Genomic DNA, 16,744 nt, shown 5'->3' with positions numbered 1-16,744 from the left:
GTCGCCGGAGCGACCCGAGAACGTTATCCGTGAGGCATTTCCCCGACAACAGCGAAACTTCAGCAGCGCTCGTAGGATAATTCCCAAGCTAGCGAATCCTGAAGCATTTGGTTTCAAGTTCAGAAATATCTTACGGCTGATGTCCCTATCGCCGGCAAGCCGGCTCCCACAGGTACACCACTGTCCTCAAGGGTAGTGGGGTACCTGCGGGAGCTGGCTTGCCAGCGATAGGGCCAATACAGGTGAAGAAAATCAGTGTCCCGAACACAGGTACCCCACTGTTCTCAAGAGCAGTGGGGTACCTGTAGGAGCTGGCTTGCCAGCGATAGGGCCAGTACAGGCGAAGAAAATCAGTGCCCCGACCGCGCCGGCACCTGCAACAACACCCGCAACCCATCACTACGGCTGTCGAACTTCAGGCTGCCCGCACAGCGCTGCACAATCGCCTGCACAATCGCCAACCCCAACCCGCACCCGCCACTCTGCCCATGGCGCCAGAATCGCTCGGTCAGGTGCTGCAGATCACCTTCGGCAATCCCCGGCCCATGGTCGCGGACCATGAAGCCCACCTGCCCCGCCGCCATCTGCACCTCCAGCTCCACCTCACTGTCACCGCCATGGCGCAGGGCGTTGTCCAGCAGGTTGCGCAAGGCCGCCACTGCCAGCGGCGCGGGCATGCCCAGGTAGATCTGCGTGGCCTCTTCCGGCAAGCGCAGCACGATGCGCCGGTTGTCGCCGCCACCGGCATCCTGCACCGCCTGCCGCGCGACCTGCTCAGCGCTGCACTGCACGCCGTCTTCGAACGACAGGCTGCCTTCGACCCGTGCCAGCATCAGCAACTGCTCCAGCGTGCGGTGCATACGGTCGGCGCCCTGCTCGGCATGCTCCAGCGCCTGCTCTCGCACCGCGCCGTCGGTCATGCGGGCCACCTGCAAGTGGGTCTTGATCGCCGTCAGCGGGCTGCGCAGTTCGTGCGCGGCATCGTCAGTCAGGCGGCGCTCGCGCTCCAACGCCTGGCCGATGCGCAGGAACAGCTGGTTCTGGGTTTCGAGCAAGGGTTGCAGTTCACTCGGCAGGCCGGACACCTGCAGGGGCTCGACACTGTCGGCCCGCCGTCGTCGCAGGGCATCGCGCATGCGGTTGAGCGGCTCCAGGCCCTTGCCCAGGCCAATCCACACCAGCCCCAGGCTGCCCAGCAAGGCCATCAGCACCGGCGCCGAGGCCGCCAGCAGAATGGACTGGTTGAGCGCTTCGCGCTCCATGTGGCGGTCGGCGGTGGTGATGCGCACATCGCCGTGGTTGTAGGTGAAGGTGCGCCACAGCGCGCCGTCGATGGTCTGGTCGCGGAAGCCGCTCTGCTGGTCGTCCATGGCGCCGTCGTGCTTGTGGTTGCTGGCCAGGATCTCGCCACGCAGCGAGGTGACCTGGCAGGCCATGCCATCGGGCACGCTGAACTGGTCGGCCGAGAAATGCGCTTCCTCGCCCTTGGCGGTCAGCGGCGGCAACTGGTCGATCAGCCCGGCGACCATGCGCGCCGAGGCGACCAGGCGCTGATCGAGGGAGAACATCATCTGCTGGCGCAGGTCGCGCAGCATCCAGGCGGCGGCCAGCACCCAGATGATGATGAAGGCGCTGCCCAGGATCAGGCTCAGGCGTACCCGCAGGCTCATGATGCGCTGTCCTCCGGCGCCTGCGCCGGCCCCAGTCGGTAGCCCAGGCCACGCACGGTCTCGACGATGCTGTTGCCGAGCTTGCGGCGCAGGTGGTGGATGTGGACGTTCAAAGCGTTGCTCTCGACCTCGTCGCTAAAGCCATACACGCAGTCCTTGAGCTGCTCGCTGGACAGCACCCGACCAGGGTTCTGCAGCAGGGCCTGGAGCAGGGCCTGCTCGCGCCGCGACAGGTCGACCGACTGGCCGGCCAAGGTCGCTTCGCAGCTGCTGGGGTCATAGCGCAGCGGGCCATGCTCGATCACGTTCACCGCCCGCCCGGCGACACGCCGCAGTAAGGTGTGAAGGCGCGCGGCCAGCTCGCGCAGGTCGAAGGGCTTGAGCAGGTAGTCGTCGGCACCGGCCTGCAGGCCGTCGACCCGGTCGGTCACCGCATCGCGGGCGGTGAGCACCAGCACCGGCAGGTCGATGCCCTGCTGGCGCAGGCGGCGCAGCAGCTTGAGGCCGTCTTCGTCGGGCAGGCCGAGGTCGAGAATCATCACATCGAACTGCGCCGCCTGGAGCATGGCCCGGGCAGCGCCGGCGTTGGCCACGCGGTCGACGGTCAGGCCCTGGGCGGTGAGGCCGGCGCAGATGCCGCTGGCGATCAGGTCGTCGTCCTCGCAGAGCAGAACGTGCATGGTCAAGAGCTCCCGGAATGGTGTGGGTGGCATTGCACTATGGAGGGATTAACTGGGGATTATGGGCCTGGTTCGGCGGTTGGTGTGAGATCTTCGCCCTGGCATTGACTGAAAAGGCATCACCTCAGGATCGAAGCTTTTAAGCGTGTTTCGGCGAACTTTGGGAAATTTCCTACATTCTTTAGGGAAATTTCTTTGATTCATATGTGGTGAGATTTCCCCCTGTACGCGATGTCAGGGAGACACCACATGTATCTGGATTACCTCGTGCCCTCGTGGCTCGAGATCGAATCACGCGTTACCGATCGCATGGGCTATCAGGGAGGCGCCCATTTTCGGACCTACAGCAACGAACCGGTTGCCTCACTGGCCCTCAACCTGCGCCGCGTGGACAGCGTGCGCAAAGCCTTTATCCACGCCGAATGGCAAGCGGCGCACCTGCTGCGGCAACGCTTTGCCGAGCTCGACATCAACAGCATCGTCGATGAACTGATCGACGTTGTGAAGCAGATGGCGATGATCGTCGCCGGCAGCGCCATTACCGGTGGCTTGCTGGGCGCAGGCCTCGGCGCCTTTGGCGGTGGTGCTGGCGCCCTCCCCCTCGGGGCTGCAGGGGCGGCGATGGGCCTCAAGGTCAGTGGCTGGATACTGGGCGTACTGGGGCTTGCCTCCATTGCCGAGTTCTTCATCGAAGGCCTGCCCCGCATCGGCGAGTACTACCTCGATGGCATCCGCATCGCCTGGGAGGGCACGCGGGACGAGGGATTCAACCCGTTCGGGCGGGACGATCCGTATGCGATTTCCAGTGCTGCTCACCAGATTGCCTTGGGTCATGTGGAAGTCGTGGTGCTGCTGTTGGGGGCGATCGTCTCGTACCTCACCCGCGGGCGCGGCGATGCCCGAGTGCTGGCGCAGGAGATGGCGGCCAGCAGCAAGGGCGCGCGGCTCGGGCAGTGGATGCTCAAGCATGAGGAGGGGTTGAAGAAGCGGCCGGATTTGCAGGTGCCGGAACGGCGCAAGGGGGCGATGGATGATGCGCAGCCTCAGCAGCCGAATCGGCCTAACGGGAAAGACAAGGAGCCTTCGAAGGGCAAGCCCGGTAGCATGCCTCTGCATACGGTGGCGTGCTTCAAGGCGGATAAATTGCCAGGCTCCAAACATGGCGAATTTGAACGGCAACTCAAAGGACAGCAGGATGGGTTGAACCGACTGACGGTTGAGGAGTTCCTGGAAAACGTGGCAAATCCAGTGAAGCGTGACCCTCGAGTTGCAAGAAGGGCAAGGATGAAACTACAGCGCGAGCTTCAAGCAAGACTTCAATCCGAGCTATCAAAAGTCATGCCTGCACTAGAGGCAGAAAAAATTGCCATCCAACAAACGAAAGAGACCATGGCTTCAATTGCTGCCCTGCACAACCCGGATTTGATTGCCGGAGGCAAGGATGTCATTTCTGGCTTTGGAGACAAACAAGTAAACTCTACCATTGGCCCGCAATGGAAAAGCAAAATAAACGACCTGACATCAGCTGCAAAGAAAGTACCGAAAACAGATTCAGAATCAACATTAATGAATGTGAAACTTCACAAATGCTAATCACTAGCGAGGCAAATGATGGACGAAATCCTTGCAAGATTCCTAGAAAAAAACGGCCCCATCATGGCAAGGCGCGAAGTACCTCCGTCAAGCATTGAACGTTACAAGGGAAAGCTCCCCCCACTCTTGCTCTCATATTGGAAAGAGTACGGCTGGTGCGGGGTCGGCGAAGGCATTCTCTGGCTTGTGAACCCTCAAGAATATGAGGCGGTAGTTGCATCCTGGATCGAGAATACAGCGCTAGAGGCCCTGGACACTTTCCATCTCGTAGCACGAAGCGCCTTTGGCGACTTATACCTTTTCGGGGAAAAAACTGGCTTCTCTCTCTCAATCGATGCTCCAGTCTCTCGATACTCTATTTCAAACCAAAATATCTCACCGCCTGACACAGATAGAGAAGTGCAAAATTTCCTCCTAACCTTTGAAAAAGACTATAACGATTTTGACGATTTGTTCGATCCCTCCAAAAACAAGTTAGGCACACTTCGTGATGATGAAATGTATGGCTTTGTTCCTGCCCTATCACTTGGCGGCCAGGCAGACCTCCAATATATCGAAAAAGTAAAGACCGTAGAGCATTTAATTCTGCTTTCTCAGATCACATCACTCGAGCCGTATACAATGTCCGACCTTTGAAAGCGGCAACTGGACAGGGATGATCAAACCTCAAGGCTATGGCTGCCTTGTTGAAAGCTGCACAGGCGCTAACAAGAGGACACTTCAACCATGGATGAGGGATACGCAATATTCACCGAAACTATTGGCAACCCTATTTACCGCCAAGAGGTCCCGGCCTCAAGCATAGAGCGCTATCGAGGCAAATTACCTGACCAACTACTCGAATTTTGGGAAGAACACGGCTGGTGCGGTTATGGCGAGGGAATATTTTGGACCGTCAACCCGCAAGTTTACGAAGGCGTTGCTGCCGCATTCATAGAGGGCACAACACTAGAGGGGCGGGATACATATCACATAATAGCGCGAGGTGCTTTTGGCGACCTATATTTATACGGCTAGAACTCCGGAGCCTCATTAGAAATCTCACCCTACAGGGCAAACTATTGCGGCAGAACCCGTCAGCTCACAACACTCGAACACGAAAATGAAGTGCAGAAATTTTTCCTACTAATGGATCGGGAAGCCAACGATTTTGGAGATTTCTTCGAGCCAGCAAAAAATAAACTGGGCAGACTTGAACACGACGAAATATATGGATTTGTTCCGGCGCTAGCGTTCGGCGAAACAAGCAAGCTTGAGCGCATTGAGAGAGTTAAGGCAGTGGAACACCTGACATTCCTTTCTCAACTCTCAACTCTTGAACCCTACTCATTCTCCGACTTCTAGCAACACATAAATCAAATGCCGTTAGGCGCCTGGCATTCACATACAATCAGCACTCACTATTGCAGATTCTTTATCCACACAAAAACCAAAAAGGAATTAACCAATGAACGTAGTCTTCTCCATCTTCCTCGAAACCTTCGGCAACCCCATCGGTCACCAGCCCGTTCCGGATTCCGCCCTCGAACACTACAAAGGCAAACTCCCCAACCAACTCCTCGACTACTGGAAAGAACACGGCTGGTGCGGCTACGGCGGCGGGCTTTTCTGGCTGGTAAACCCAGGTGAATACGAATCCGTAGTCGATTCCTGGCTCGGCGGCACCACCCACGATACCTATCACCTAATCGCCCGCAGCGCGTTCGGCGAGTTGTACCTGTGGGGTGAAAACACCGGCTCGATGCTGACCATTGCGGCCTACCATTCCCGGTACTTCTTGAGTGCCCCAAGCTCAACTAGCGAAGAACGGGACAACAAGATCCAGAGCCTGCTCATGTGGGCCATGACCGAAAACATCGGTCTGGGTCTTTTCGACGAGGCCCGGGAAACATTGGGCGATTTGCAAGCTAACGAGATGTACGGTTTCGTGCCTGCCCTGGTGCTGGGAGGCTCTGCCACGCTGGATCGTCTTCAGCGACTCGATGCCGAAGTGCATTTGATTCTGCTCTCGCAGATGGCTGAGCTTGAGCCGTATGAACTCGATGATGAGGAAGAAGAAGCTGAATAGGCAGAACGAACGCCCTCAGCGGTAAACCGCTTCAGGCCGATCCACATCCTGCAATATCCCGGCGTCCTGCACTTCAAGCCTGATGCAACTCGCGGGGTGCGCCTTCACTACCGACCTTGCCCCTTCATCACCCGTGAGGCGTGAAAGCGCCGGCCAGAAATCGCGCCCGAACAACACGGGATGCCCCTGCTGCCCGTCATGCTGTGGCAAGACGATGGTGGATGCACCCGCAGCCAATACAAGCTGGCCAAAGGTTGCCGGCGATATCCAAGGCATATCGCCCAACAGAATCGCCACCGCCTGTGCATCACTGTCGACCAGCGAAGCCGCCCCAGCCGCCAGGCTATGCCCCATCCCCAACCCGGCGTCCGGGCTGGCAATGATCCGGCATTCGCTCGGCAGCCCGAGATCTTCGCCCCGCTCGCCATCACGCAGTACCACGCGCACATCGCGGAACACCGAACAGGCACGTTCGACGCTATGCACCAGCAAGCTGCGCCCGTCGTCCAGCGTGGCCCGGCGTTTGTCGCCGCCGAAGCGCACGCTGCTGCCGGCCGCCAGCACCAGCGCCACCACACTCACAGCGCTGCCCGCTCGATGCCGTTGTGCTGGCGCAGGATATCGGCGAGCACCGCCAGGGCGATCTCCGCCGGTGTCTTGCTGCCCAGGTTCAGGCCGATCGGTGCATGGATACGTGCCAGCTCGTCGGCGCTCAGGCCGCCAATCCGGTGCAGGCGTTCGCGACGCTTGTCGGAGGTAGCCCGGGAGCCCATCACACCGATGTAGAACGCTTCGGTGCGCACCGCTTCGAGCATGGCCAGATCGTCGATCTTCGGATCATGGGTCAGCGCCACCACGGCCGTGTCGGCATGGCAACCGCCGTTGGCGATGAATTCCGAGGGCAGCTCCCGGCGCACTTCGATGCCGTTCAGCACCACGCCGTCGAGCACCTCTTCGCGCGGGTCGCACAGGATGACCTCGAAGCCCATGCCCTTGCCGAACTCGGCGCAGTAATGGGCGACGCTGGAATACCCCGCCAGCAGCAGACGCTGGGCAGCACCGATCCGCAAGTACACACGGCTGGCTTCACGCACGACCCGTGGCCCTTGGGCCGTGTCATCGCTGAGCCGGCGATCGCCTTGCGGCAAACTCACCTCGCGCAGCAAGCGACGCTGGCCCTGCAAGGCGCTTTCCAGCGCACGCAAATGCGCCTGCACCTCGCAATCCGCCGACAGGTTCTCCACCAGCACCTCGAGCACCCCGCCACACGGCAGGCGAATGTTCGAGCGCCGGTCGCTACCGTCGCCATAGCGCACGATGGCCACCGGCTCCGGAAACTCGCCCAAGGCCACGCGCTCGAGAAAATCATCTTCCACGCAGCCGCCCGACAGCGAGCCAACCCACTGCCCGCTGTCGTTCACCGCCAGCATCGAGCCCGGCGCACGGGGCGCCGAGCCGTAGGTGGCAAGCACCGTGCACAACCAGACCCGCTGGCCGTTGCAGGACCACTGCAACGCCTGGCGTATGACCTGTAGATCGAGATGCTGCACCGTTTACTCCGCCTTCAGCTCGGCGAGCTGCTGCACGCTCAGGTCACCGGGCAATCCACCCCAGGCCTGGCGCAGGTAGTTGACCATGTCCGTCAGTTGCTGGTCATCGAGCTTGTCGGCAAAGCCTGGCATCGGCTGCATGCGCTCGAAGCCAGTGAACTGCTGCTCACGGATGCCGTCAACAATGGCCTTGACCAGGTTGCGCGAGTCGCCCTGGCGCAGCACGGTGTTGCCCTGCATGGCCACCGCGATGTGCGGCTTGCCCTCGCCGTCGACGCCGTGGCAACCGGCGCAGACGTTGAGGTACTGCTGCCGGCCGCGCTTGGCGCTGTCGGTCAGCTGCTCCAACGGCACTTCCTTGATGACTTTGGCCGCCGGCGGCTGGTCGCCCAGCAGATAGGTAGCCATGGCCGCCAGGTCAGCGTCCTCCAGGTGCTGGGTACTGAGGTGCACCACCGGGAACATCTCGTTGAACATGCTGCCCTGGGCACTGATGCCATGCTTGAGGAAGGTGGTCAGGTCCGGCTGGGTCCAGCCTCGGTCGGCCAGGTCCTGGGCCAGCAGGCTCGGCGCCAGGTAGCCATTGAGCAGGCCGCCGGTCAGGCGCTTGTCCTGTTGCAGCGCACCGATCGGGTTGCGCGGGGTGTGGCATTCGCCGCAGTGGCCCATGACTTCGACCATGTACTGACCGCGCTGCCAGGCCGGGCTCTTGCCCTCGGTGGGCTGCAGCTGGACGCTCTTGCCGTAGAGCATATTCCAGCCAGACAGGCCCGTGCGCACGTTGAACGGGAAGCTCAGCTTGGTCTCCGGCGCCGGGCGGTTGATCGGCGGGATGGTCATCAGGTACGCCAGGATCGCGTCGGAGTCTTCCCGGCTGATCAGGTGGTACGAGGTGTACGGCATGGCCGGGTACAGGTTGGCGCCATCCTTGCGTTTGCCTTCGGTGACGGCCGCGAAGAATTCGTCGGCGCTGTAGTTGCCGATGCCGTACTGCTTGTCCGGGGTAATGTTGCTGCCGTAGATGGTGCCGAACGGCGAATGGATCGGCAGGCCACCGGCAAACGGTGCGCCGCCCTCGGCGGTGTGGCACGCCATGCAGTCGGCGGCGCGGGCCAGGTATTGACCCCGTTTGACCTGCGCGTCATCGGACGCCTGGGCAGCCAGCGAGAAGGCAAGACCAAGCGCCAGCGCCAGGCCGGAACGAACGAAGCCCATGCTCAACCCTCCTTGACCAGGCCAAGATCATTGAGCACCGTGCGCGTGGCGTCGTAGTAACGCACGTAACCGGTACAACGGCAGATGTGGTGACCGAGGCTGGCCTCGATGCTGTCTTCCACTTCGCTTTTCTTCAAGGGCTGACGCTGGGCCTTTTCCACCAGCACGGTGGCGGCGTTGACGAAGCCCGGTGCGCAGTAGCTGCACTGGAAAGCGAACAGGTCGACGAACTTCTGCTGGATCGGGTTCAGCGTCATGTTGCCGGCCTCGTCCTGCTTGGCGTGACCTTCGATGGTGCGCACTTTCTTGCCGGCGAAGTAATGGACGCCGGTGATGCAGGTGCGCACTTCTTCGCTGGTGCCGTCGGGGTTGTCGACGATCACCACGCAGGCGTGGCAGATGCCCTGGCCGCAGCCCAGGCGGGAACCGGTGAGGTTCTGGTGTTCGTGCAGGTAGTCGTTCATCGACAGGTCATCGGGGACCTCGACCGGGCCGACCGGTTGACCGTTGAGGGTCAGTTGAAGCGAACGGTTAGCCATTGAGGGCCTCCTTGATACGGGCTGGAGTAATCGGAAGATCGCGTACACGTTTGCCAATGGCATGGGCCACGGCGTTGCCGATGGCACCGACCACCGGGATCATCACCACTTCGGCAATGCCTTTGGACGGGTCGGTCGGCGACAGCGGCGGCAGGATCTCGGACGTCTGCTGCCAGACCGCCACATCCTTGGCGAACGGTAAGCGATACCGGTTGAAGTTCCAGTCGCCCTCCCCTGGGCCACCTTCATGCAGGGGCATCTCTTCGGTCAGCGCATGGCCGATGCCCATGGCGATACCGCCTTCGAGCTGGCCCTTGACCAGTTCCGGCACCAGCACGCGGCCACACTCGACCCAGCTGTGGTGGTTGAGCACCTGCACTTCACGGGTGCCTTTGTTGACTTTCACTTCGACGATGGTCGCCACCGGGCTGTAGTAGGTAACCATGGCGTTGTTCAGCTGGGTCGCCGGGTAGCCGGCGTTCTGCCGGTCGAGCAGGTGGTAGCCGTCGCTGCTCATCTGGGCTTTCTTGGCGTTGGGCGCGCCGTCGCCATACTTCACCGCCATGGCATCGAGCGGGAAGCGCTCGCGCACGCCGTCGATGACGAAGTCGGCTTCAGCCCAGCTCCAGCGGTTGAAACCGTGCACGCTGACGCCAGTCACCAGGCCCATTTCGTGGGCTTTCTTCGCCAAATCGGCGAACGGGATAGGCGACAGGCCGTTGCCGGTCAGCTCGCCGTTGACCCACACCGCGTTCTCGCGGCGCACCACCAGCGGGTTGGCCTGGCCACCGAACGGGCCTTTGCTCCACAGCGCCATGGCGGCAGGCCACAGGCCGTGGTTGAACAGCACGCGCGCCGCTTCCCGGGTGGCGTGGCTGAAGTAGAAGGCCGAGTTGGTCGCCGACGAAGGCGAGGCCAGCTTGGCGACCCAGCGCGGGTTGCGCAGCGCGGCGTCTTGTTCGGCCTGGCTGATCAGGTACGGGTTGCCGCTGGTGCTCAGTTGCAGTTCCGGCCATTCGGTGACGGCGGTTTTTACCTCGTCGGCCGAGCGGCCGAGGAAGTCGCTGACCACCAGGGCCTGGGAAGTGGACATGCCGGTACCCAGCTCGGTGCCGATATGGCGCAGGCTGATGCGGCCATCCGGGGTGAATTCGATGCTGGCCATCGGCGCTTCGGCGCCGGTGCCGAAGTCTTTCTGGGTGATGGCAAAACCTACGCCGTACCAGTGATCCGGGTCCTTGGCGTCCATCGCCTGCTTGCGCGCGGCGCGGTTGCGCCACCACTCGTGGGCGGCGGCCTTGTCGAGGATCTCGTACAGGCGCAAGGCGCCGGCCGGTACCGCGCCCTGGGTGTTCTTCATGCCCGACTTCAACGCGTTGGCGCGGCGCAGCTCGATGGCATCGACGCCCAGCCGGTCGGCGATCTCGTCGACCATCATCTCGGTGGCCGCCATGCTCTGCAGGGTGCCGTAGCCGCGCATGGAGCCGGCCTCGACGCCACGCGAGTGGTAGGCAGTGACCGACAGGTCGTTCTGCGGCATGTAGTAGATCGACTGGGCAGCCGTGGCGCCGACTGCGGCCACCGACGGGCTGTAGTTGATCCGGCCACCGCCGTCACAGCTCATGTCGGCGCGGAAGATCTTGAAGGTGTTGTCCTTCTTGTCCACGGCCAGTTGGTAGCGGATGTCGAAGGCGTGGCGCTTGATGCCGCTCTGGAACTGCTCGTAGCGATCGTTGGCCAGGCGAATCGGCACACCGGCGCCATACAGCGCGGCAACCGCGGCGTAGAACACGAAGATGTTGTTGTCCTTGGAGCCGTAACCCACGGTGTAGCCAGGGTGCATGTTCAGGTGCTGCAGGCCGAAGCGCGACGGCTTGATCATGTGCACGCATTCCTGCGCCGCTTCGAACGGGCACTGGGTGGCGACCACGAAGTGCAGCGTGCCGCTGGTCGGGTCGTACCAGCCGTTGCCGTTGTCTGGCTCCAGCGCCGCCGGTTCGATGGACGGAGTCTTGTAGCGCTCGTCGAACACCAGCCAGTCCTGCGGCGGGTTGTCCAGCTGCTCGCCCATGCGCTTGGCGTAGAACAGGCCCTGCTCGGTCAGGTCGCCATGCTGGTTGGGCTCCTTCGACCACACCGGTTTGCGGTTGAGGATGGTCGGGAACAGCATGGAGTTCTTCAGGCTGGAGAACTCGTCGTCGTCGAACGGCGTGGCGCCACCGACGCGCACGAAACGGAAGCTGCCATAGGGGTCGCGCTGGTACAGCGGCGCCTGGGCGCCGTAGCGGATCGCCTTGTCGTTGAACTGCAGCTGGCGCTTGGCCTGGCGGTAGCGCTCGAAGTCGTGCCAGATCAGGATCGCCACCGGATGGCCGATGAACATCGGCACCTTGCCCGGGGGCAGCAGCGGGTCGGGCGAGTGGGCTTCAGGCCAGGCGATGCCATCCTTTTGCAGGTCGGCGGCCGTGACGATGCGGTCCGGCTGCAGGTCGGCGCCCAGCCAGTCGAGGTCGTAGCCGGCGTAGATGCGGTCGGCCTTGGTGATCTTGAGCAACATCGCGTGGCCTTGCTGGGCGGGCCAGCCGGGCATGTCCTTGGCGCGGATGTCGCGGGCGAAGACCTTGTTGCCACACACCTTGGACAAGGCGTCGTTACGGAAACGCGCCTTGCCGTCGTGGTTCATCCACTTCTGCGGCGAGGTGGTGACACGGTCTTCCATCAGGGCGGCAAATGCCTGGCTGCCAAGCGGCGCCATGGTCACGCCGACACCGGCGATCAACCCACCTTGCAGGAAGGAGCGTCGGGATATATCACGGTTGGACATGCTGGATCCTCTGGGCAGAAATAGAGGTCTGCCCATCTTTTGATTTCTTGATTCTAGATGCAGGGAAAATCGGGAGGGGGGAAAAGCCTGAAAGCTGACTATAAAGTCAGTTTTATATCAGGAAAAAGCCGCTTTGGCAAAGTCAAGCGGACAGTATGTCGCGGTATGTCTGAATCGACCGGCGCCATTTGTAGGAAGCGGGTTAACCTTGGGTTAATCGACCCACGCCAGCATGGCCCCACTTCACGTACTGCCAAGGCGAAGACATGCGCGTTTTCCTGCTCTTCCTGACATTGCTGCTGGCCGGCCCACTGCAAGCCAACCCCTTCGACGTCAAACCCGACTTCTTGCCGGTGGACCAGGCCTTCGTGCTGACCCACGACCGCCAGGCCGACGGCCAGATGCGCTTGTTCTTCCAGATCAAGCAGGGGTATTACCTGTACCAGAAGCGCCTGAAGTTCGACGGCCTGCCCGCCGACCAGCAGCCGCAACTGCCGCCTGCCCTCAACCACCACGACGAGTACTTCGGCGACAGCGCGGTGTACCGCGACCAACTCGAACTGCTGCTGCCGGCCAACGCCCAGGGCCAACTGCGCCTGGGTTGGCAGGGTTGCGCCGACGCGGGCCTGTGCTACCCGCCCCAGACCACCGTGATCGAGCTGGGTGGCAAGGCCGCGCCAGTCGCCGATCAGGCCAGCGATCAGGCCCTGGCCAGCGGCTTGCAGAGCGCGAGCCTGGCCTGGAGCCTGCTGGCGTTCTTCGGCCTTGGCCTGCTGCTGGCGTTCACCCCCTGCTCGCTGCCGATGCTGCCGATCCTCGCCGGCATCGTCCTGGGCAACGGCGCCAGCGCGCGGCGTGGCTGGGTGCTGGCGGGCGTCTACGTCTTGAGCATGGCACTGGTATACGCGGCACTGGGCGTGGTCGCCGCCCTGCTGGGCGCGAGCCTCCAGGCCTGGCTGCAACAGCCCTGGCTGCTGGGCAGCCTGGCGGCATTGTTCGTGCTGCTGGCCTTGCCGATGTTCGGCGCTTTCGAGCTGCAACTGCCTGCCGCCTTGCGCGACCGCCTGGACCGTGCCGGGCAAGGCACCCAGGGCGGCAACCTGTTTGGCGCCGCGTTGCTGGGCGCGTTGTCCGGATTGCTGATGGGCCCGTGCATGACCGCCCCGCTGGCCGGTGCGCTGCTGTACATCGCCCAGAGCGGTGATGTGCTGCAGGGTGGGCTGGTGCTGTTCAGCCTGGGCCTGGGCATGGGCGTGCCGCTGCTGTTGCTGGTGACCCTGGGCAACCGATACCTGCCGCGCCCTGGCGCCTGGATGAACCGCGTCAAAGGGGTGTTCGGCTTCGTGTTCCTGGCCATGGCCCTGTACACCGTGCGCGGCCTGCTGAGCGCCCCGCTGCTGCTGGCCTTGAGCGGCGCCTGGCTGATCGCCCTGGGCTGGGCCACCTGGCCTGCCCTGCAGCGTTTGCCTGCGCTGCGCGCGGTGCCGCTGCTGGGAGCGCTGTGGGGTGGCTTGCTGCTGGTCGGCGCCGCAGCCGGTGGCGATGACCTGTGGCAACCGTTGCGGCCATTCGCTGGCGGCGGCGCCGCGCCGGCTGCCACGCAGCACGGCGAAGACGCATTCGTCACGGTCAGCAGCCCGCAAGACCTGCAACGCGAGCTGGACGCCGCCAAGGCCCGCGGCCAGTGGGTGATGCTGGACTACTATGCCGACTGGTGCGTGTCGTGCAAGGTCATGGAAAAGCAGGTGTTCGCCCGCAACGAGGTGCAGGCCAGCCTGGCCGACGTGCACCTGGTGCGCCTGGACGTGACCGCCGACGCGCCGGCCAGCCGCGAGCTGCTGCAGCGTTACCAGGTACCCGGCCCGCCGAGCATCATCTGGCTCGGCCCGGAAGGCGAGGAACGCCGTGCGCGGCGCATCACCGGTGAAGTGGACGCCGCCGCGTTCCTGCAACACTGGACCCAGACCAGGAGCCAAGGCTGATGCTGACCGTCACGCTGGGGCCATTGACCATGGCCCTCAACCACCTGTTGATGCTCGCCGCCCTGGGCGTGGCCAGCCTGGTCGGATGGTGGGCCGCCCGGCGTGGCGGTGAAAGCCCGGAGTCGGCGCTGTTCAACCTGTTCCTGATCGGATTGCTGTGCGCCCGCCTGGGCTTCGTCGTGGCCTACTGGCCGATGTACCGTGACGACCTGCTGCAGGTAATCGATATCCGCGATGGCGGTTTCCTGTTCTGGTCGGGGCTGGTCGGCATCGTCCTCGCCGCCCTCTGGCAAGGCTGGCGCCATCCCGGGCTGCGCCGCCCATTGGGCTGGGCGTTGTTCAGTGGCGCGCTGTTCTGGGGCCTGGCCAGCCTGGGCGGCCACCTGTACAGCAAGGGCACCGAGCTGCCCGAGCTGAGCCTGCGCAATGCCGGTGGACAGTCGGTGGCCCTGCACAGCTACCGCGGCAAGCCGCTGGTGATCAATATCTGGGCCACCTGGTGCCCGCCGTGCCGGCGCGAGATGCCGGTGTTGCAGCAGGCCCAGGGCGAATACCCCCACGTGACCTTCCTGTTCGTCAACCAGGGTGAAACGCCGGAGAACGTCAGCACCTTCCTCGCCACCACCGGCCTGAGCCTGACCCATGTGCTGTTCGATGGCGCCGGTGTGCTGGCCCAGCGGGTCGGCTCGATGGCGTTGCCGACCACCTTGTTCTACGACGCCGACGGCCGCCTGATCGGCAGCCACCTCGGCGAGCTGTCCCGGGCCAGCCTGCGTCACGCCCTGGAACCCTTCCAACGGGCCGCCGCGCCCGCCCCTGCCGCACAAGGAAATTGACATGCGATTGACTGCACTGCTGCCCCTCTCCCTGGCCCTGCTGGCCGCCCCACTGGCGCAAGCCGAAGAGTTGCCGAAGGCGATCCAGCAACTGCAAGCCAAAGGTGCCGTGATCAAGGGCAGCTTCGATGCACCCGACGGCCTGCGCGGCTACGCCGCCGAATACCAGAACAACGGCATCGCCTTCTACCTCACGCCGGATGGCAAGCATGTGCTGGTCGGTAGCCTGTTCGACGAACAGGGCAACGACATGAGTGCAGAGCCACTGGAGAAGCTGGTGTACGGGCCGATGTCCAAGGCCATCTGGGCGAAGCTTGAAAACACCAGCTGGATCGCCGATGGCAAGGCCGATGCACCGCGCAAGGTGTACCTGTTCAGCGACCCGAACTGCCAGTACTGCAACATGTTCTGGCAGCAGGCGCGGCCGTGGGTGGAGTCGGGCAAGGTGCAGCTGCGGCATATCATGGTTGGCATCATCCGCGAGGACAGCCCGGGCAAGTCGGCGGCGCTGCTGGCCGCGAAAGACCCGGCCAAGGCGCTGCAGCAGCATGAGAAGGCCGGCCGGGCGAGCACGCTGAAGGCGTTGGACAAGGTGCCGGAGGCGGTGCAGAAGAAGCTTGAGGCGAATCTGGCGTTGATGGATGAGATGGGGTTGCAGGCGACGCCGGCGATTTTCTATCAGGATGAGCAGGGGAACCTGCAGAGCCAGCAAGGGGCGCCAAGGCCGGAGCTGCTGGGGCAGATTCTCGGCAAGCGTTGAGGTCTAGGTAGTCTGCACCGGCCCAATCGCCGGCAAGCCGGCTCCCACAGGTATGGCGCAAGGCTTGAAAACAGCGCTGTCCATGTGGGAGCCGGCTTGCCGGCGATTGGGGCGCAAAGCGCCCCCACCCGCTACAGCCCCTTCGCCTTGACCACCGCCTCGCAGCGAATCGGGAAATTGACCGAGTTGGCGATGAAGCACTCATGATGGGCCTCGTCATGCAGCCGCATGGCCAGCTCCACATCGGAATCGGCACTCACCACAACCTGAGGCCGCAGGACGGCATCGACGAAATGCCCTTTGCGCTGGCCATCGCCTTCGACCATGCGCCCCTCTGCCCCATCGACGTATTCCACGACGGTCACATTGTTCACTGCACAAAGGTGCAGGTACCACAGCTTGTGGCAGGCCGAGATCGAGGCGAGCAGCAGGTCTTCTGGGTTCCAGCGGCCTGGGTCGCCACGGAATGCAGGGTCGGCCGAGCCGAGCAGCTGTGGTTTGCCCTGGGTCTGGACGGTGAAATCGCGCTTGTAAGCCTGGTACCCAGAAGTCCCCTCTCCGGTGTTACCTGTCCAAACCACCTTGACCGCGTATGTATGTGCCTTCATGCCAGATCCTCGGCTGCGGGTTTTGTAGGGTCTACAGAATAGGTGAGGGTTCGGCCCGTTCCATTGAGTTATTGAGTTTGCGTACCGCCCTATCGCCGGCAAGCCGGCTCCCACAGGTATGGCGCAAGGCTTGAAACCAGCGCTGTCCATGTGGGAGCCGGCTTGCCGGCGATTGCGTTTACATGTTTTGAAGCAGTTTTTATTGGATGTAAGAATTTGGACATTCGGACGCTTCCGACTCAAGAAAGAGAAAATTCTTTCGCGCAACCGGAAGTAGCGCAAATAACTTATCGCCCTGTAAGAGCATTCCTACAGCACTTGCCCACACAACAGCCTCTTACTTAAACACAGCAACACTTCAGCTCACCCATCCGAAAATCAATGAGTTGACTCACCTCCCATCCCGCATTAATCCTCCT

General features: G+C 62.6%; 14 protein-coding genes and 1 pseudogene. 7 read left to right on the top strand and 8 right to left on the bottom strand.

Annotation, left to right across the window (positions count from 1 at the left end; all coding sequences use genetic code 11):
- Window positions 1–350: 350 nt before the first annotated feature.
- Both ACIPZB_RS19110 and ACIPZB_RS19105 read right to left on the bottom strand, forming a co-directional pair.
- Window positions 351–1,670 (bottom strand): ATP-binding protein, encoded by a 1,320-nt coding sequence (locus ACIPZB_RS19110; protein ID WP_400642100.1) that lies wholly within the window; start codon window positions 1,668–1,670, stop codon window positions 351–353.
- Entirely contained in the window at window positions 1,667–2,350 is a 684-nt protein-coding gene (locus ACIPZB_RS19105; RefSeq protein WP_400642099.1) for a response regulator, read from the bottom strand. Before ACIPZB_RS19105 ends, ACIPZB_RS19110 begins: the two co-directional genes overlap by 4 nt.
- A gap of 249 nt (window positions 2,351–2,599) precedes the next feature.
- On the opposite strand from ACIPZB_RS19105, the gene ACIPZB_RS19100 reads away from it, so the two are divergent.
- From ACIPZB_RS19100 to ACIPZB_RS19085, 4 genes and pseudogenes are all read left to right on the top strand, one after another.
- Window positions 2,600–3,943 (top strand): DUF6861 domain-containing protein, encoded by a 1,344-nt coding sequence (locus tag ACIPZB_RS19100; RefSeq protein WP_400642098.1) that lies wholly within the window; start codon window positions 2,600–2,602, stop codon window positions 3,941–3,943.
- 18 nt (window positions 3,944–3,961) lie between these two features.
- Window positions 3,962–4,579 (top strand): GAD-like domain-containing protein, encoded by a 618-nt coding sequence (locus tag ACIPZB_RS19095; protein ID WP_400642097.1) that lies wholly within the window; start codon window positions 3,962–3,964, stop codon window positions 4,577–4,579.
- Between the two features lie 90 nt (window positions 4,580–4,669).
- Window positions 4,670–5,287, top strand: a pseudogene (locus tag ACIPZB_RS19090) (GAD-like domain-containing protein).
- Window positions 5,288–5,390: 103 nt separating this feature from the next.
- On the top strand, window positions 5,391–6,011 hold the full coding sequence (locus ACIPZB_RS19085) for a GAD-like domain-containing protein (protein ID WP_400642096.1): 621 nt from the start codon (window positions 5,391–5,393) through the stop codon (window positions 6,009–6,011).
- Between the two features lie 15 nt (window positions 6,012–6,026).
- Here ACIPZB_RS19085 and ACIPZB_RS19080 read toward each other — a convergent pair whose 3' ends face one another.
- From ACIPZB_RS19080 to ACIPZB_RS19060, 5 genes are read right to left on the bottom strand one after another with little or no spacing between them, the layout of a single operon-like run.
- Window positions 6,027–6,593 carry an NTP transferase domain-containing protein gene (locus ACIPZB_RS19080; RefSeq protein ID WP_400642095.1) on the bottom strand — a complete coding sequence of 189 codons (567 nt, stop codon included), beginning with the start codon at window positions 6,591–6,593 and terminating at the stop codon, window positions 6,027–6,029.
- Window positions 6,590–7,561, bottom strand: a complete 972-nt coding sequence (locus ACIPZB_RS19075) for an XdhC family protein (protein WP_400642094.1) — start codon at window positions 7,559–7,561, stop codon at window positions 6,590–6,592. The genes ACIPZB_RS19080 and ACIPZB_RS19075 overlap by 4 nt, the downstream gene beginning before the upstream one ends.
- A gap of 3 nt (window positions 7,562–7,564) precedes the next feature.
- Window positions 7,565–8,776: a cytochrome c gene (locus ACIPZB_RS19070; RefSeq protein WP_400642093.1), complete on the bottom strand. Its 1,212-nt coding sequence runs from the start codon at window positions 8,774–8,776 to the stop codon at window positions 7,565–7,567.
- 2 nt (window positions 8,777–8,778) lie between these two features.
- Window positions 8,779–9,315: a (2Fe-2S)-binding protein gene (locus tag ACIPZB_RS19065; protein WP_008097052.1), complete on the bottom strand. Its 537-nt coding sequence runs from the start codon at window positions 9,313–9,315 to the stop codon at window positions 8,779–8,781.
- Window positions 9,308–12,139: a xanthine dehydrogenase family protein molybdopterin-binding subunit gene (locus ACIPZB_RS19060; RefSeq protein WP_400642092.1), complete on the bottom strand. Its 2,832-nt coding sequence runs from the start codon at window positions 12,137–12,139 to the stop codon at window positions 9,308–9,310. The genes ACIPZB_RS19065 and ACIPZB_RS19060 overlap by 8 nt, the downstream gene beginning before the upstream one ends.
- A 266-nt stretch (window positions 12,140–12,405) precedes the next feature.
- Here ACIPZB_RS19060 and dsbD point away from each other — a divergent pair, with 266 nt between their 5' ends.
- From dsbD to dsbG, 3 genes are read left to right on the top strand one after another with little or no spacing between them, the layout of a single operon-like run.
- Entirely contained in the window at window positions 12,406–14,121 is a 1,716-nt protein-coding gene (gene dsbD / locus ACIPZB_RS19055) for a protein-disulfide reductase DsbD (protein WP_400642091.1), read from the top strand.
- Window positions 14,121–14,957 carry a prolipoprotein diacylglyceryl transferase family protein gene (locus ACIPZB_RS19050; RefSeq protein ID WP_400642090.1) on the top strand — a complete coding sequence of 279 codons (837 nt, stop codon included), beginning with the start codon at window positions 14,121–14,123 and terminating at the stop codon, window positions 14,955–14,957. The genes dsbD and ACIPZB_RS19050 overlap by 1 nt, the downstream gene beginning before the upstream one ends.
- 1 nt (window position 14,958) lies before the next feature.
- Window positions 14,959–15,717 (top strand): thiol:disulfide interchange protein DsbG, encoded by a 759-nt coding sequence (gene dsbG, locus ACIPZB_RS19045; protein ID WP_008097056.1) that lies wholly within the window; start codon window positions 14,959–14,961, stop codon window positions 15,715–15,717.
- Between the two features lie 131 nt (window positions 15,718–15,848).
- On the opposite strand, the gene ACIPZB_RS19040 is transcribed toward dsbG, so the two are convergent.
- Window positions 15,849–16,325, bottom strand: a complete 477-nt coding sequence (locus ACIPZB_RS19040; protein ID WP_400642089.1) for an OsmC family protein — start codon at window positions 16,323–16,325, stop codon at window positions 15,849–15,851.
- Window positions 16,326–16,744 lie beyond the last annotated feature (419 nt).

This window comes from Pseudomonas sp. NPDC089396 (assembly GCF_044749545.1).
GTDB lineage: Bacteria > Pseudomonadota > Gammaproteobacteria > Pseudomonadales > Pseudomonadaceae > Aquipseudomonas.
This window is presented reverse-complemented; position numbering and strand designations above follow the sequence as displayed.

Bases quoted from the DNA above. Each gene is read 5' to 3' on its own strand.
- ACIPZB_RS19110 (WP_400642100.1), bottom strand. From the start codon at position 1,670: ATGAGCCTGCGGGTACGCCTGAGCCTGATCCTGGGCAGCGCCTTCATC.
- ACIPZB_RS19105 (WP_400642099.1), bottom strand. From the start codon at position 2,350: ATGCACGTTCTGCTCTGCGAGGACGACGACCTGATCGCCAGCGGCATC.
- ACIPZB_RS19100 (WP_400642098.1), top strand. From the start codon at position 2,600: ATGTATCTGGATTACCTCGTGCCCTCGTGGCTCGAGATCGAATCACGC.
- ACIPZB_RS19095 (WP_400642097.1), top strand. From the start codon at position 3,962: ATGGACGAAATCCTTGCAAGATTCCTAGAAAAAAACGGCCCCATCATG.
- ACIPZB_RS19085 (WP_400642096.1), top strand. From the start codon at position 5,391: ATGAACGTAGTCTTCTCCATCTTCCTCGAAACCTTCGGCAACCCCATC.
- ACIPZB_RS19070 (WP_400642093.1), bottom strand. From the start codon at position 8,776: ATGGGCTTCGTTCGTTCCGGCCTGGCGCTGGCGCTTGGTCTTGCCTTC.
- ACIPZB_RS19065 (WP_008097052.1), bottom strand. From the start codon at position 9,315: ATGGCTAACCGTTCGCTTCAACTGACCCTCAACGGTCAACCGGTCGGC.
- ACIPZB_RS19060 (WP_400642092.1), bottom strand. From the start codon at position 12,139: ATGTCCAACCGTGATATATCCCGACGCTCCTTCCTGCAAGGTGGGTTG.
- dsbD (WP_400642091.1), top strand. From the start codon at position 12,406: ATGCGCGTTTTCCTGCTCTTCCTGACATTGCTGCTGGCCGGCCCACTG.
- ACIPZB_RS19050 (WP_400642090.1), top strand. From the start codon at position 14,121: ATGCTGACCGTCACGCTGGGGCCATTGACCATGGCCCTCAACCACCTG.
- dsbG (WP_008097056.1), top strand. From the start codon at position 14,959: ATGCGATTGACTGCACTGCTGCCCCTCTCCCTGGCCCTGCTGGCCGCC.
- ACIPZB_RS19040 (WP_400642089.1), bottom strand. From the start codon at position 16,325: ATGAAGGCACATACATACGCGGTCAAGGTGGTTTGGACAGGTAACACC.